9 protein-coding genes are annotated in these 14,384 nt (G+C 64.6%); 4 read left to right on the top strand and 5 right to left on the bottom strand.

From position 1 onward, the window contains the following. Positions 1-168: 168 nt before the first annotated feature. On the top strand, positions 169-4,284 hold the full coding sequence (locus ABIB80_RS25465; RefSeq protein ID WP_354128668.1) for a GAF domain-containing protein: 4,116 nt from the start codon (positions 169-171) through the stop codon (positions 4,282-4,284). Here ABIB80_RS25465 and ABIB80_RS25460 read toward each other — a convergent pair. The 4 genes from ABIB80_RS25460 to ABIB80_RS25445 all read right to left on the bottom strand — a co-directional run bounded on the left by ABIB80_RS25460 (position 4,258) and on the right by ABIB80_RS25445 (position 9,147). Then, entirely contained in the window at positions 4,258-4,599 is a 342-nt protein-coding gene (locus ABIB80_RS25460) for a hypothetical protein (RefSeq protein WP_007597007.1), read from the bottom strand. The two genes, ABIB80_RS25465 and ABIB80_RS25460, sit on opposite strands and share 27 nt — an antisense overlap. A gap of 281 nt (positions 4,600-4,880) precedes the next feature. After that, positions 4,881-5,687: a WecB/TagA/CpsF family glycosyltransferase gene (locus tag ABIB80_RS25455; protein WP_007597006.1), complete on the bottom strand. Its 807-nt coding sequence runs from the start codon at positions 5,685-5,687 to the stop codon at positions 4,881-4,883. Next, entirely contained in the window at positions 5,680-8,055 is a 2,376-nt protein-coding gene (locus ABIB80_RS25450; RefSeq protein WP_354128667.1) for an exopolysaccharide transport family protein, read from the bottom strand. The genes ABIB80_RS25455 and ABIB80_RS25450 overlap by 8 nt, the downstream gene beginning before the upstream one ends. A gap of 291 nt (positions 8,056-8,346) precedes the next feature. Next, positions 8,347-9,147: a class I SAM-dependent methyltransferase gene (locus ABIB80_RS25445; protein WP_007597004.1), complete on the bottom strand. Its 801-nt coding sequence runs from the start codon at positions 9,145-9,147 to the stop codon at positions 8,347-8,349. 390 nt (positions 9,148-9,537) lie between these two features. Between ABIB80_RS25445 and ABIB80_RS25440 the strand changes: the two genes are divergently transcribed. Then, positions 9,538-10,566 carry a glycosyltransferase family 2 protein gene (locus ABIB80_RS25440; RefSeq protein WP_007597003.1) on the top strand — a complete coding sequence of 343 codons (1,029 nt, stop codon included), beginning with the start codon at positions 9,538-9,540 and terminating at the stop codon, positions 10,564-10,566. A gap of 15 nt (positions 10,567-10,581) precedes the next feature. Here the strand turns inward: ABIB80_RS25440 and ABIB80_RS25435 are convergent, their stop codons facing one another. Further along, on the bottom strand, positions 10,582-11,568 hold the full coding sequence (locus ABIB80_RS25435) for a glycosyltransferase (protein WP_007597002.1): 987 nt from the start codon (positions 11,566-11,568) through the stop codon (positions 10,582-10,584). 248 nt (positions 11,569-11,816) lie between these two features. Between ABIB80_RS25435 and ABIB80_RS25430 the strand changes: the two genes are divergently transcribed. Both ABIB80_RS25430 and ABIB80_RS25425 read left to right on the top strand, forming a co-directional pair. Further along, a complete protein-coding gene (locus tag ABIB80_RS25430; protein WP_035995280.1) occupies positions 11,817-12,884 on the top strand; it encodes a glycosyltransferase in 1,068 nt (355 codons plus the stop codon). 40 nt (positions 12,885-12,924) lie between these two features. After that, complete coding sequence (locus ABIB80_RS25425) at positions 12,925-14,319, top strand: O-antigen ligase family protein (protein ID WP_007597000.1); 1,395 nt, start codon at positions 12,925-12,927, stop codon at positions 14,317-14,319. Positions 14,320-14,384: the final 65 nt, after the last annotated feature.

Below are 14,384 nucleotides of genomic sequence, written 5' to 3'. Positions count from 1 at the left end.
TGTGGCTGAAACCGCCATCCAGTATAGCGATTTTGACAGGTTCGCGACAGCTGTTTGCAGCTCGTTCACTTTGATCGACGGTTTGCGGGAACCAATAACCACCACTTAGGCCATCGCCCTCATAAGCTACCCGGGAGAAAATGGCAGAAATGCCGGGGAGTTGAGATCGTGCAGACGACCCTCGCGCGCACACTTGCAGCGTTGAGCGACATCAACGAAGCCATCCTTTACGCGAAGTCGCCGGACGAGCTGTACCAGAAGGTCTGCGACGCCGGGTTTTCGAGTGGGGACTTCATGGCCGTCGCCGTGTTCCTGGCGGAGCCGGATGGCCAGCGGCTCCGATTTGCGGCCGGCTGCGGCGACGACGTTGCGCGGCTGCGTGCGATCACGATCACCACGGAGGCCGGCACGCCGGAGGGGTCGGGCGTCGGCGGCGAAGCCTTTCGCAGCCAGGGGATTTGCATCAGTAACGATTATCTGAACGATCCGCGCTCGCTCGCGTGGCGCGAAGGCGCTGCCGGAGCGGGTGTCGGGGCAGCCGCGGCGCTTCCCCTGATCTGTGGCGGTCGCAGCATCGGCGTGTTGTATGTGACGCGCTCGGGGGCAGGCACGCTCGACGAGGCGATGGTCTCGCTCTTCGAGCGGATGTCGAGCAATATCTCACATGCGCTGGAGAATTTCGCGCGCGAGACAGCGCGCCTGGATGGCGAGCGGGCAGTGCGGCGGCTCAACCGCATGTTCGGCGCCCTCACTGCGACCAACGAAGCAATCCTTCACGCCAGCACTGAGCAGGATCTATACCAGCGGGTCTGCGATGCCGCTGTGCATAGCGGCAAATCGCTTGCCACTTTCGTTCTGCTGCGCGAGCCGGATTCCGAATGGCTGACGCCGGTGGCAGCGACCGGACAAAATCTGGATCTGATCAGACGCACGCGCTACTCGATCGATGCGGAGAGTCCCTATGGCAAGGGCATCTCCGGCCAGGTGTTCCGGACTCAGAAAGCGATCGTCGAGGACGACCTCCTCAATCGTACCAAGGGGACGACCTGGGAGCAAACCAACGTCGATGCCGGCGCCGTCGCCTGCGTGGCTGCTCCCTTGATCAAGCGTGGCACCAGCATCGGCGTGCTGTTTTTCTTCGTGAGCAAAGCCTGGGCGAAAGACGAAGGCATCGTCGCACTGTTGCTGCGGATGACCGAAACCGTATGCTTTGCGCTCGAGAACTTTGACCGCGACAAGGAGAAGGCCCAGATCGCGCTGGAGGAGGAACGGCTGGCGCGCATGTACGCGGCGCTAAGCGCGACCAACGAGGCCATTCTGCGGGCAAGATCCCGCAGCGAACTGTTTGACCTGGTTTGCGAAGCCACGGCGCAGGGCGCGAAGTTCGCCTCGACCTCGATCGCGTTGCTCGACCGCGACGCGGGACTGCTTCGCGTTGTCGCATCCTTTGGACCGAACGCCGCTGAGGTACGAACCTTCAGATTGCGGGTCAGCGACAAGGTGCCGGAGGGACGTGGGTTGACCGGCACTGCGTTCCGGACCCGGAAGGCTTGCATTAGCAACGACATCCTGGCAGACGCCCGCCTCGAGCCTTGGCACGCCAGCGCGCGTCGCAACGGCATTGCGTCGTCAACCGCGCTGCCGCTGTTCAATGGCGACAAGGTCGAAGGCGTATTCCTGTTCAACTCGCGCGAGCGCGGCACTTTCACGGACGAGTTCGTCGAGCTCCTGCGTAAGCTCCAGGCCAACGTCGCCTTTGCGCTCGAGAATTTCGATCGAGCCGACGAAAAAGCGCGGGCCGACAAGCAGCGCGATCGCCTGAGTGGCATGTTCGAGGCGCTGAGCGCGACCAACGAAGCCATCATGCGCGCCAAGACGCGCGAGGAGCTGTTCGAGGTCGCGTGCCAGGCCGCCGTGCTCGGCGGGGTGTTCGCCTCCGCGACAATCGCCACTTTGGACGACAAACGTGAACTTGTCCGGGTCGTCGCCGTGAAGGGACGCCTGCAGGAACGAATGGTGGGACGCACCTGCCTTGTTTCCGCCGACCATCCTGAAGGCCAGGGAATCATAGGGATGTCGCTGCGGACCCGCCGGGCCAGTGTCATCAACGATTATCTGAATGATCCGCGATCGGTGTACTGGCATTCCAAGGCGATCGAGGATGGAACCCGGGCTGCTGCCAGCTTCCCGCTGCTGCGGGGCGGCCAGGAGCCGATTGGCATCCTGCTTTTCCTCGCACCGGAAGAGAATACGTTCACACCCGATTTGGTCGAGCTGCTCGGACGTCTGGCTGAAAACGTCTCTTTCGCCCTCGACAATTTCGATCGTGCCGAGGAGAAGGCCCGCACCGAAGCGCAGAAGGAACGCCTGACGCGGATGTTTGCGTCGCTGAGCGCCACCAACGAGGCGATCATGCGGGCGAAGTCGCGCGCCGAACTGTTCGACCTCGTCTGCCTTGCTGCTTCGAATGGCGCAAAATTCACCTCCACCACCATCGCGCTCGCGAGCGCCGAGAGCGACCAGCTGGAAATCGTCGCCAGCGCCGGACCCGCGGCCGGCACCACGCGCACCGTCCGCCTCTCCATCGACCCCGATTGCCCGGAAGGTCGTGGGATGAGCGGCACGGCATTCCGCACGCGCCAGCCTTGCATCAGCAACGATTATCTCAACGACGATCGCGTCCGCGCCTTCCACGCCATCGTCCGCGGCGACGGCGCGCGCTCGGGAGCGGCATTCCCGCTGGTCGCCCACGACCAGGCAGTTGGCGTCATGATCTACTTGTCGGCGGAGCCTGCCGCCTTTACCGACGAGTTCGTCGAGCTGCTGCAGCGTCTCGCCGAAAACGTCTCCTTCGCGATGGAGAATTTCGATCGCGCCGACGAGAAGAACAAGGCCGACGAACGGATCGAGTATCTCGCCTCCTATGACAGCCTGACCAACCTGCCCAACCGCGAGACATTCAGTGCCGTGTTGCGCGCGGCAATCGATGCGGCGGAGCGCCATGACCATCGTTTCGCGGTGCTGTTCATCGATCTCGACCGGTTCAAGGTCATCAACGATTCGCTCGGCCACGAGGCGGGCGATTTGCTCCTGCTCGAAGTCGCCGACCGGTTGCGCAGCGCGCTGCGAGCGAGCGACGTGGTGGCGCGCCTCGGAGGCGACGAGTTCGTGGTTATCCTCGACCAGTGCGGCGAGATCGACGACGTCCAGCGCATCGCGACGGAACTGCTCCGCGTGCTCGCGAAGCCAATGGAGCTGGCCGGCCACGAGTGCCACACCACCGCCTCCATCGGCATTGCGATGTATCCGGCCAACGGTGCCGACGCGCTGACGCTGACCAAGAATGCCGACATGGCGATGTATCTCGCCAAGGAAGACGGCAAGAACGGCTATCGCTTCTTCTCCAAGGAAGTGAACACGCAGTCGATCGAGCGGCTGTCGCTGGAGAGCGCGCTGCGCCGGGCGCTGGAGCGGGATCAGTTCACTTTGAACTACCAGCCCAAGGTGGACATGGTGACCGGCCAGATCACCGGCGTGGAAGCGCTATTGCGCTGGACGCATCCCGATCTCGGCAATATCTCGCCGGCGCAGTTCATTCCGCTGGCGGAGGAGACCGGATTGATCGTGCCGATCGGCCGCTGGGTGATGAAGGAGGCCTGCGCGCAGGCCATGGCCTGGCAGCGGCGCGGCCTCTTGCCGGTATCCATGGCGGTGAACCTGTCGCCGCGCCAGTTCGTCGACGAGCATCTCTTGCAGGACGTCGACGAAGCGCTCGCCGCAAGCGGCATGTCGCCGGTGCTGCTCCAGCTCGAAGTCACCGAGAGTATGATGATGCGCAATGTCGGACGTGCGATCAAGGTGCTCGACGCCATCCAGAGCCGCGGCATTCGCTTGGCGATCGACGATTTCGGCACCGGATATTCGTCGATGTCGCTGATGAAGCATTTTCCGATCGACACCATCAAGATCGACCGCTCCTTCGTGCGCGACCTGCCGCAGGATGCGGAGGATCAGGCGATCGCGCAGGCGATCATCAGCATGGGCAAGGCGCTCGGTATGACCGTGGTGGCGGAAGGCGTCGAGAACGCTGAACAGGAGGCGTTCCTGCGCGCCCATGGCTGCGACGAGATGCAGGGCTTCCTGATCTCCAAGCCGGTGCCGGCGCGGCAGATGGCCGAGCTGCTACGGCCGACGGAGCCGCCTGTCGCGCCGCCGCTCCAGCCGGAGCCGGACCATGCCGCCACCGCGGCCGCGGCGCTACGGTTGAAAAGCGCTGTCGTCTGATGGCTGCGGGTGGAGCTCGCGGACGTCCTCTTCCCTGATCTCCGCCTTGCGTGGAAAATCATCCGGCCACGGAAGCGAGGTTTGTTCGGCGAAGAGCGCGATAAGGACATGCGCTCCATCGGCAAAGCTCGACCCGTCGCCAAGGCCGAGCTCACGACACCAGGCCTGTCGCATCGGCTCGTGCGTGTCGAATACCGCCATCGCCGGACCCCACCACCAGGCCGGCGCCGGCGATCGTTCGTCCTCCGGCACGGCATGCCAGAGGATGAGCTCGTTCATCATGCGCTCGAATTGCAGGCTTGCGGCCTGATGCATTCGTTCCGTGCTCCCTTGGGTCGCGCCTGAAAGCAGGCCGATGCGCGGACTCGATCGTGGCCTTCGCTGTGAAAAGCTGGCTCGCGCTATTGGCTGAGCCGATTGTGCCGCTTGTGTCGGCGGCCATACAAAAACATGCGGCGGCCGCGAAAGTTGCCGGCGCCGACTGTGACAGTCTCTTTAGCCGCTTATGAGCCCGACCCGCAAGGCGCAATACGGCGCCGCCGGCGTTGAAACAGCGCAGGCGGGGCTGATAACCGGCGGCGGTCATGTCGTTCTACTCAGCGATTAAGGGGCCGATTGCGGCTGAACAGCAGATAGATCGCGCGAGGATTGGTGGTCAAATAACGCCAGAACAGGCGGCGGGGCTCGAGCAAGGTGCGCCAGGCCCATTCCAGGCCGATCTTCTGCATCCATCGCGGCGCGCGGGCGCGGCTTCCCGACAAGAAGTTGAACAGGCCGCCGGATGTCTTGATGACGCCGACATTGGTGAGATGCGGCGTGAATTCCTCGACGAAAGCCTGCTCGTTTGGCACGCCCAGCGCAACCCAGAGATAATCCGGTGCTAGCGCGTTGATCTCGTCGACCTTCGCGCGCAGTGCATCGCCACGGAGATAGCCGTGGCTGTAGCCGACGATCTTGAGGTTTGGATACATCTTCCGGACGTTCTCGACCGCAGCGGCGTTCTCGTCCTCGCTCGCGCCGAACATGTAGAAGGTGCGGCCGACCGCTTCGGCCTTGCGCGCGACGACGTGAAACAGATCCGTCGTGGCGACGCGCTCGGGCAGCGGAAACCAGGATTGCAGCCTCGACGCCGCCACCAGCGGCTGGCCATCGGCGTTGATGAGGTCGGCGCCGCGGAACAGGCGCTCGGTCTCCGGTTCGGTCGAGCACCGCGCCAGCACCTCGCCGTTGGCCGAGGTCAGGTGCAGCGGACGGCCGATGCGATGGCGCGGATCGGTCGCCTCGATCATGAAATCCGCGGTCGCTTCCAGGTCGAGTGCGGCCATACGAAGGCCGCCGATGGTGATCCGCGGCACGTCGGCAGTTGCGGTCCGGCCATCGAGATTGATGCGGCGCTCAAGCATATTGTCTGCCTCGTTGGCGAGCTTGGGCCATAGGGGTGAGTTCGTCGAGCACGACGCCGACGAGCTTGCGCTCGGCGCGGCCGAGCGTGCTCAATATCTCTTCGAGGCCGTCGTTGATGTCGAGGCTGGTCGGCAGCACCGCCACCAGCGCGTCGGCATCATCGAGCAGCTTGCGGCTGCCGGTCGTGAGTGGCGCCGCGGGACCGTCGAGGATCACGAGGTCATAACCGCCGGCGGAGCGCGCCTGCTCGATGGCCTTGCGGATGGCGTCAGTGGCCTTGCCTGCGTCGCGTTCGGCGGCCGGCAATACCGAGATGCCGTTGAGTGTCTTGATCTCGCGCGCGGCCTTGCTGCCGATCGAAAGCCATCCAACCTTGCTCGGCTCACTCTTGCCGGGACGGTTGACCTTGTTCGAGAGCGAGTGGGCCTGGTGGTCGGCATCGATCATCAGTACCCGAGCGCCGTCGCGCGCGGCCGCGAGCGCGAAATTCAGCGCGGTCACGCTGCGCCCGGTGGTCTCACTGGCACCGACGAGCGCGATAACAGGCATTGTCTTTCCGCCGGCGCGCCGGGCCGCCGTAGCGCGCATGTCGCGCCAGGCGTTGAGCAGCGTCGTCAGGGGAAAGCCGGGGCGCAGCGTCGGCCAGCCCAGCCGGGTGAGGTCGATGCCGCCGCCGGTGGCGAGAATGGCACCGAGCGTGTGGATGACGTCGGCCTCCTGGAGGCGCGCGATCAGCGGCTTTTCGATCAGGGGCTTCTCGACCATCGAAGGTTGCAGCGGCGGGGCTGTGAGTTCCGGCAGTGCCTGCGCGATTTCCGGGGCTCGCGAGGCCGGGTGGGGCCGGGCGGTCTCCGCCGTTCGCGAAGGCTCTGAAGCTCGCGGAGCTTGCGGCAACGGAGTGCGATTGGGCCGGGCCGGCGCCGGCGCCGGCGCGAATGCGCCGGCGAACAGCAGTTCGGCCGCGACGAACCAGCTCGATGCAGCGATCGCGCCGAAGATGAAGCCGATCATGGCGAACAGGCTCATCGCCGGCGGGAACGAGCGCCGCTGCGGCACCGTCGCTTCGCCGATGATTCGGGCCGCCGAGGTGTTCAGCGTCTCCTGCTCCTCGGTCTCGCGCGAACGCTTGAGGAAGGATTGATAGACGTCACGGCTGGCATCGGCTTCGCGCTCGAGCTCGCGCAAGCGCACGGCGGCCTGGCTGAGCTGGACGCTCTGCCGCTTCTGTGCCTCCAGCGCCCGGCTGAGCGAGGCTTCAAAGTCGCGGGCACGCGTCAAATCGTTCTTGGCGGACTGCGCGAAGCGGTCGATCTCTTCGTTGATGGTGCGCTTGAGATCTTCGACCTGCTTCTCGGTCTGGCGCAGCGCCGGATGACGTGGGCCGAGCTCGCCGGCCTGCTCCGCATATTTCTTGCGCGCGTCGGCATATTGCGCGCGCAGGTTCGCGATGGTCGGCGATTGCAGCGCTTCGGAGTTCGCGCCCGCATCTGCCGTGGTGCGCCGGCTCGCCTCAATCTGATCGAGGCGCGCCTGCGCGTCCATGGTCGCGGCGCGGGCGGCGGAAAGCCGCTGGTTGCTGGCGGAAAGCTGCTGGTCGCTGATCAGCGCATCCTGGGTACCGACGAAATTGTTCTGGGCCTTGTAGGTCGCAAGCACGGTCTCGGCGTTGCGCAGCCGCTCGCGCAACTCCTTCAAGCGGCCGGAGAGATCGTTGGTGGCGCGCCGCGCGGCTGACGCCTGCGAGTTGCGGGATTCCGCGAGGTAGGCACTGGTCAGCGTGTTGGCGAGCATCGCCGCTTTCGCCGGATCGGTCGACCAGACCTCGATGTCGACGATGAAGCTCTTCTCGGTCTTGCGGATCGTGATGTGCCGGTTCAGCGCCTCGAGGGCGGCGAGCTGCACTTCCCTCTTCTCCGTGGCGGAGGGCGCGCGGGGCTGAAGGCCGATCAGACCGAGCAGCGAGGACATCACGCCTTTGCCGTCGGCGCCGCCGCCGAATTCGGGATCCTTGTCCAGATCAGCCTGCTGGATCACCTGGAGCAGCACGCTGTTGGAGGTGATCAGGCGCGCCTGGCTCTCGACCACCATCGACATGCCGGAGACGTCCTGCGCGCGAGGCGTTAGCTCGCGATCGACGAGCTGAAGCTCGCGCGGGTCGACATAGAGTTGGGCGGTGGCGGTGTAGCGGGGCGTCAGGCTCTTGCCCACGGTGACGGCGGCCGTTGCACCGAGCAGCGCGGCAACGGCAATCGCGACCTTCCGCCGCCAGAGCAGATTGACCAGCTCCAGCACGTTGAAGCCAACCCGAGGCCGCTGCTGCGGGGCCTCCGGTCCGGCCCGATCTATCGGCTGGTTATAGTCAAGCATGATCCCCAGCTTTCATTCCAAGTGCCGCGAGCTGAGGGGGTACTCTTCGCTCTACGCCACGCACCTCAGATATAGGTGCCCACTCAACGCAACAGGGAAAATTAACCATACTCATTGAGGGACTATTCACCGAAATGGCAAACAAAGCGTTTAAGCGCATGCCACTCTTCGACGCGTCGCCGTGACGCATGCGATGGCGCGGTCCTTCAGAGATTAACGGTTCGTTACCGCGTGCATCGTGGCCGCGAGGCTTCGCTGGTCTTGCGATCGGCTGCGCGCGCACCATGGCCGTCAGCTTTTCCGCAGGATGACGTGATAATCGCCGCGGCGGACGTCGGTCCCGCGCGGGAGCATGGCGTTGAGCACGGCGGCGCCGGCGTCGACCAGGGCTGCGAACAGCGGCTTGCGCCGGCGCATCTCGGGATAGCGCGGGCTCTCGACCTCACGGCGGTAGATCATCTCGAGGCCATTGGCGGCGGCGAACGCTTCGAGCCTCGGTAGCGACACCAGGGGATGGAAGAAGGTCGGGAACGGCGGCTCGCCCGGCAAGCCGGCATCCTTGATGCCTCGAATGTGCCGGTAGAACCAGACGTGGAACCAGTGCGGCGAGTATTTGGTGACGACCCCGGACAACGAGCGCGGATTGGGCGCGCCGATCAGGATCATCCCGCCGCGCTTGAGCGCATCTCGGAAATTCAGGAGTGCGGCGTCGACGTTGGGAAGATGTTCGATCACGTTGTAGCAGATCACCAGATCGAAGGTCTCGCGCCCGAAGCGGTAGGTCTGGACATCGCCGAGGATCGCTTCGTCCGCGTAGCTGTTGTTGCGGACCTGGTCCTCGTCGATATCGACGACGGTGACCTTGCTGCGGCTCAGCAATTCCGGTGGCAGGACGCTGCACGAGCCGCCTCCGGCTTCGTAGGTGGCGAGCTGGCCCTGCGGCAGTCCGCGGCGCAGTACGTCGTGGACGGCGAGCAGGCTGTCGCGGGCTTCACCGGGGACGAGATCGTGCAGCGCCTGAGTGCGTGCCATGGCCGCGGGAATTTGGACCGCCGTGGCTGTCGCGAAATCGATCGTGGCTGGCTTGTTCATATTTTCTGACCGCGCTTGTTCGACTTAAATTTACAGGAAAAATCTCGTGTGCCCGTAGAGCAAATCCGATACCGCGACGCTTCACCCGTCGCGGTACTTACGATCGGGTTAATGAGCATGTGCGTTAACTACGGTATCGTCCACGCCAGCCATCGGCACGGTGGACCGCGAATTGCAGCATCACTGCGCGCAAGGCTTCGCAGCAGAAACACCCGAAATCAGTTAAGTGCATGGATGGCGGAAAATCGGCGGCGTGGCGCCGTCGCGAGGCTCAAACCGGCCGTTCATTTTGGGACGTGCCTGTCCCGCGGCGATGTGCCGTCGCGGGACGGCGCTGATGCCCGGATCGAAGCAGGGCTTTTTCAATCTATCTCGGACATCTAGAACGTCATGACATTGATCCCGACAGACCTGTCCGCCACGCGTATCTCGGATGCCGTGCGCGATCCCGACCGGGAGATCGCGTCCAGCTCCCGGATTATCGACCTGTCGGTTGGGATCGTCGTCTGCATTCCCTGCTTCCGCCGCCCGCAGCATCTGCGGTCGACGCTGGACTCGCTCGTCAGTCAGCGCACCCCGCGCTCCTTCGCCGTCGTCATGGTCGAGAACGATGCGGTCCGGCGTGAAAGCGCGCCGGTGGCCGCGGAATATCTCGCCGATGGCAGGCTCCAGGGTGTCTGCCTGGTTGAGAAACGGCAAGGCAACGTCCAGGCGATCAACGCCGCGTTCGAGACGGCGCTGGCGCTGTTTCCCGCCGCGACCCGGTTCCTGATGATCGACGACGACGAGATCGCCTCGCCCGATTGGCTCGAGCTGATGGTTCGCACCGCGGAGGCGACCGGCGCCGATCTGGTCGGCGGGCCGGTGCTGCCGGTCTTCGAGGATCGCAGCATGCCCTGGCTTTCGCGCCACCCCGTTTTCTGCCCCGCCTATGATTACAGCGGCGCTGTGCCCCTGATCTACGGCTGCGGCAATTGCCTGATCACGCGTGCGGCGTTCGAGAGGTTCGCCCGTCCGGCCTTCGACCCGCGCTTCAACTTCCTCGGGGGCGGCGACTGCGATTTCTTCGTGCGCTGCCGCAATGCCGGCATGACGTTCCACTGGACGGCGGAGGCAGTCATCACCGAGACGGTGCCGCAAAGCCGCACCAGTTTCGGCTGGATCGTGAAGCGAGGCCTGCGCATCGGCGCGATCAATTATCGTGTGCAGTCCAAGGCCGCGCAGGGCGCCGCGGCGCGAGTGTGGGTGTTTGCGCAGATGCTCGGGAGGTTGCCGCTGTCGCTGGTGCGCGCGGCCGCTCTGCTGAAAACGTCGAAGGTCGTCGTCGCGATGCACCCCGTGATGGTCGCGCTCGGCTCGGCGCTCGCCGCGTTCGGCATCGAGCCGAAACCCTATAAGGCCTCGAAGATCGCGTCCTGACGCCGAGGTCGCGGTCTAAATACCGAAGCAGGCGAGGGCGACCCTAACCGCGGAACGCGGCAGCGATTTGAGCGAGCGGCGCCCGACCATCCCGAGATAGGCGAAGGCCTGGCGATATCTGCCGAAGCGGACCGCTTGCATCGCCGAATACGTGACGAGATGAACCTCGGCGGCCCGGCGCAGCCCGGCTGCCATGCCCGCGGGCAGTCGCGCCATGATCAACCCGTCGTCGAATATTCGTGCGATCGCCGGAAAGAAATCCTGTGGCGTCCGCACCGCCGCGTTCATGGTGTTGGCCGTGTGCAGGCGGTAGTCGAGCAGAAGGTTTGGCGCAAATTCGAATTCGCCGATCGCGGCAAGGCGGCACCAGCAGTGCCAGTCTTCGCAATATCTGAGCGAGACGTCGAAGCCGCCGATAGCGCGGAAGGCCTCTGCACGTGCCAGCGCAATGCCGCCATTGACGATGAAGTTTCCGGCCGCGAGCCGCGCCAGCACGTCGCCGGACGGTTTGCGGCGTCCTTTCAGCAGATCCCGGCGGCCGATCTGCCGTCCCTCGCTGTCGATCGTGTTGTAGTCGCCGTAGACAAGAACCGCTCGCGGCGCGGCACGCGCAGTGGCCAGCAGGGCCGCGACCGCGCCGGGCCGCAGGCGATCGTCGGCATCGAGGAAGAGCAGCCATTGGCTGCTCGCATGTTGTGCGCCGAGATTGCGCGCTGCCGATACGCCAGCGGCGCCGTTGGTCATCAGGCGCAGTCGCGGGTCACGAATGGCACGGACGATCGCGGTGGTGCTGTCGGTCGAGCCGTCGTCCACGACGATCACTTCGGTGACCTCGGCTTGCGCCAGTGCGCTGGCGAGGGTTTCGCCGACATAGGCCGCAACATTCTTGGCCGGAATGACGACGGATACCGACGTCGTTGAGCCGACCTGCAGCGGGACGCGTGCCGCCGGAACGACGCGCGATGTCGCCGGCAATTCGAGAATTTCTTCCGCGGTGATCAAGATACGACTCGCCTTTAACCGTCTGTTAACCAGGGCGCATCTGCGAGTTGGCAACGCGATCGATCGGAACCTTGGCCGTCGCGAATGATACTCGCATTGGGGAAAAAAGCGTCGCCACGAAGGCTGCCGCAGCGTTGGTTTCGTCAATTAGCGTTAAGCCGCCGGCATTAAGCCTGTGGCAAATTTGGAAGAGTGCGACAGCCGGTCCCATGCGAGAATGGGCAACCTGGCTGCCGCGGATGGACCCAGTGCCCGCAAAGACATTCGACTACGATCCCGACGACATGGTCCTCAACCTGTTCTACGAGGACAAGGACGATCGCTGGTTTCCCGGCGATCGGCATCTGCGGCGCATGGCGCGTCGCATGCTGCTCGGCGAGCCGCGCATGAGCGGGCAGCTCCGCGTGTTCCTCAATCTCTGTGCAGGGCTCGATCGGCTCGGTATCCGCTATCGCGTCAACGACTATGGCTACATCGCGCGGCATCCGCGCGAACTCGCCTGCATCATCGGCCGCACCTTCCTGCTCGACAAGTTCGCCTGGAAAAATCCGATCCTGCTCGGCGTTGCCGCCCACAATCATCCGCTCGACGATCCCGACCTGTTCAAGCGCCTGCCGGTCAAGAAGGTCGTGGTGCCCGGCCCGTGGTACGCCGACATGTATCGGCCGCATTGGCCCGACACGGAGGCTTGGCCGATCGGCATCGACACGGATCTCTGGGCACCGTCGCCGACCTCGCAAAAGAGTGTCGACGTCCTGATCTACGACAAGGTGCATTGGGACCGCGATCGCTACGCGGCGGAGCTGATCGAACCCGTCCGCGCCCGGCTCACGAGGGAAGGCCGCTCGTTCACCGAGCTGCGTTACGGCAGCTACAAGGAAGAGGACTATCGGGCCGCGCTCGCGCGATCGCGTGCGATGATCTTCCTCTGCCAGAACGAGAGCCAGGGCATCGCCTATCAGCAGGCATTGTCTTGCGGCGTCCCGGTGCTCGCCTGGGATCCCGGCGGCCCCTGGCGGGACCCCGATTATTATCCGCATCGCGTCCAGTTCGCCCCGGTCTCGTCGGTGCCGTACTGGGACGATCGTTGCGGCGCCAAGTTCGTCGACATCGCCGGGTTCGAGGCGGGCTGGGATGATTTCTGGGCCGGGTGCGCCGCCGATACGTTCGATCCGCGCGGCTTCGTGCTCGACAACCTCACGCTGGAACAGCGCGCGCTTCAATATTACGAAATCGCGCGGAGCATCGTGCGGCCGCAGGCGGTGCCGCAGAGCCCCGTTGGACTGGTTGACGAATGCTTAACAGGGATCGGCTAACTCTTGGAGCTTCCCCCGGCTTCACCACTACTCTCGAGCCATGGATCGCAGCGCCACTGATATGACCGACGTCGAGGCCCGATCGTTCGGCGGCGTCCTGCGCGATGGGCTTGCGGGGATCGACGCCGTGCGGGCGGCGCGCTGCCTCGTCGCAGTCGCAGCCCTGCTCCTGGTGCTGGTGACGCTCGATCCGTTTCCTGACCTGCGCAACGAGGATGTCACCACCGTCGTCGGCGGACGGATGGCGCTCACTTATGTCTCCTGGGGCTTGCTGGCGGCGGTCGCGGTACTGTTGGTCGCCGCAACGGATGCGCCCGCGCTGAAGACGCTGGTGACGCCGCTGCATCTCTGCCTGGTCGGATGGCTGTTGATCAACATCGTCTTCTCCGAGAATCGCGGAGTCTCGATGCAGCGCTTCGTGCTCGCAGCCAGCGTGATGTCGCTCGCGGTGCTTTTGCCGTTGCTGCCGCCGACGCAGCGCAGCTTCAACCTGTGTCTCGGCGGCGCCGCGCTCGTATTGCTTACCCTCTGCTATCTCGGCGTCTTCCTGGCGCCGCAATACTCGATGCACACCGCACTCGACGTCACCGAGCCGCAGTTGGCCGGCGACTGGCGCGGCAGCTTTGGTCACAAGAACATCGCTTCGCCGGTGATGACCATCCTGATCTATGTCGGCATTTATCTGTCCGCCGTCGGCTCCTTCGTGATGGGGCCGGCCATCGCCGCGCTGGCCGGAATCTTCCTGATCTTCACCGGCGGCAAGACGTCGTCGGTGCTGTGTCTTGCGATCTACGCGCTCGCCTCGCTGGTCTGCGTCACGCCGAGCCTGTGGCTGAGGCGGATGATCTGCTTCGTGCCGCTGATCGTGATGAACCTGCTGACAGTCGGCAGCGTCCTGAGCCCGGCGCTCGGGGCGATGACGCGGCTGCTTCCGCTCGATCCCACCTTCACCGGCCGTTCTGCCATCTGGGAGTTCGCGCTCGCAGCCGTCGCCGAGAAGCCGACCATTGGTCACGGCTACGCCGCGTTCTGGGACGACGTGACGGCACGGCAGACCGTCCAGGGCGCCGAATGGGCAACGAGCGCCGCGCACAGCCACAACAGCTATCTCGACCTCGCGGTCACCATCGGCCTTCCGGGGTTGTTGCTGGTGATCCTCGTCTTCGTGCTCGCGCCGCTCGGCAATTTCCAGACGGCCCGAACTCACAACCGCAGCGGTGCGTTGGCAAAGCTGTTCCTGACCGTGTGGCTGTTCGGCCTGTACTACGGGGCCACCGAGACCTTCCTGCTCGAACGGCAGAATCCGATCTGGTTCATGTTCGCTGTTGCCGTGGCCGGCCTGCACTTCCTGGCCAGGTTCCAATGCGTCGCGGAAACGGATGACTTGTCGCAGCCGGTGCTGCCGCAGTGGCATCGGCTTAACGATAAGCGGTGAGGTCACTTGTGGCCGCGACAAAACATAATCTATCTGGAAACACCCAGTAATCGCATGTCCCGCGG

The sequence above is a fragment of the Bradyrhizobium sp. i1.15.2 genome (genome assembly GCF_040548425.1).
Taxonomy (GTDB): Bacteria; Pseudomonadota; Alphaproteobacteria; order Rhizobiales; family Xanthobacteraceae; genus Bradyrhizobium; species Bradyrhizobium canariense.
The sequence above is the reverse complement of the archived record's forward strand: the minus strand, read 5'-3'. Positions and strand labels throughout refer to the sequence as shown.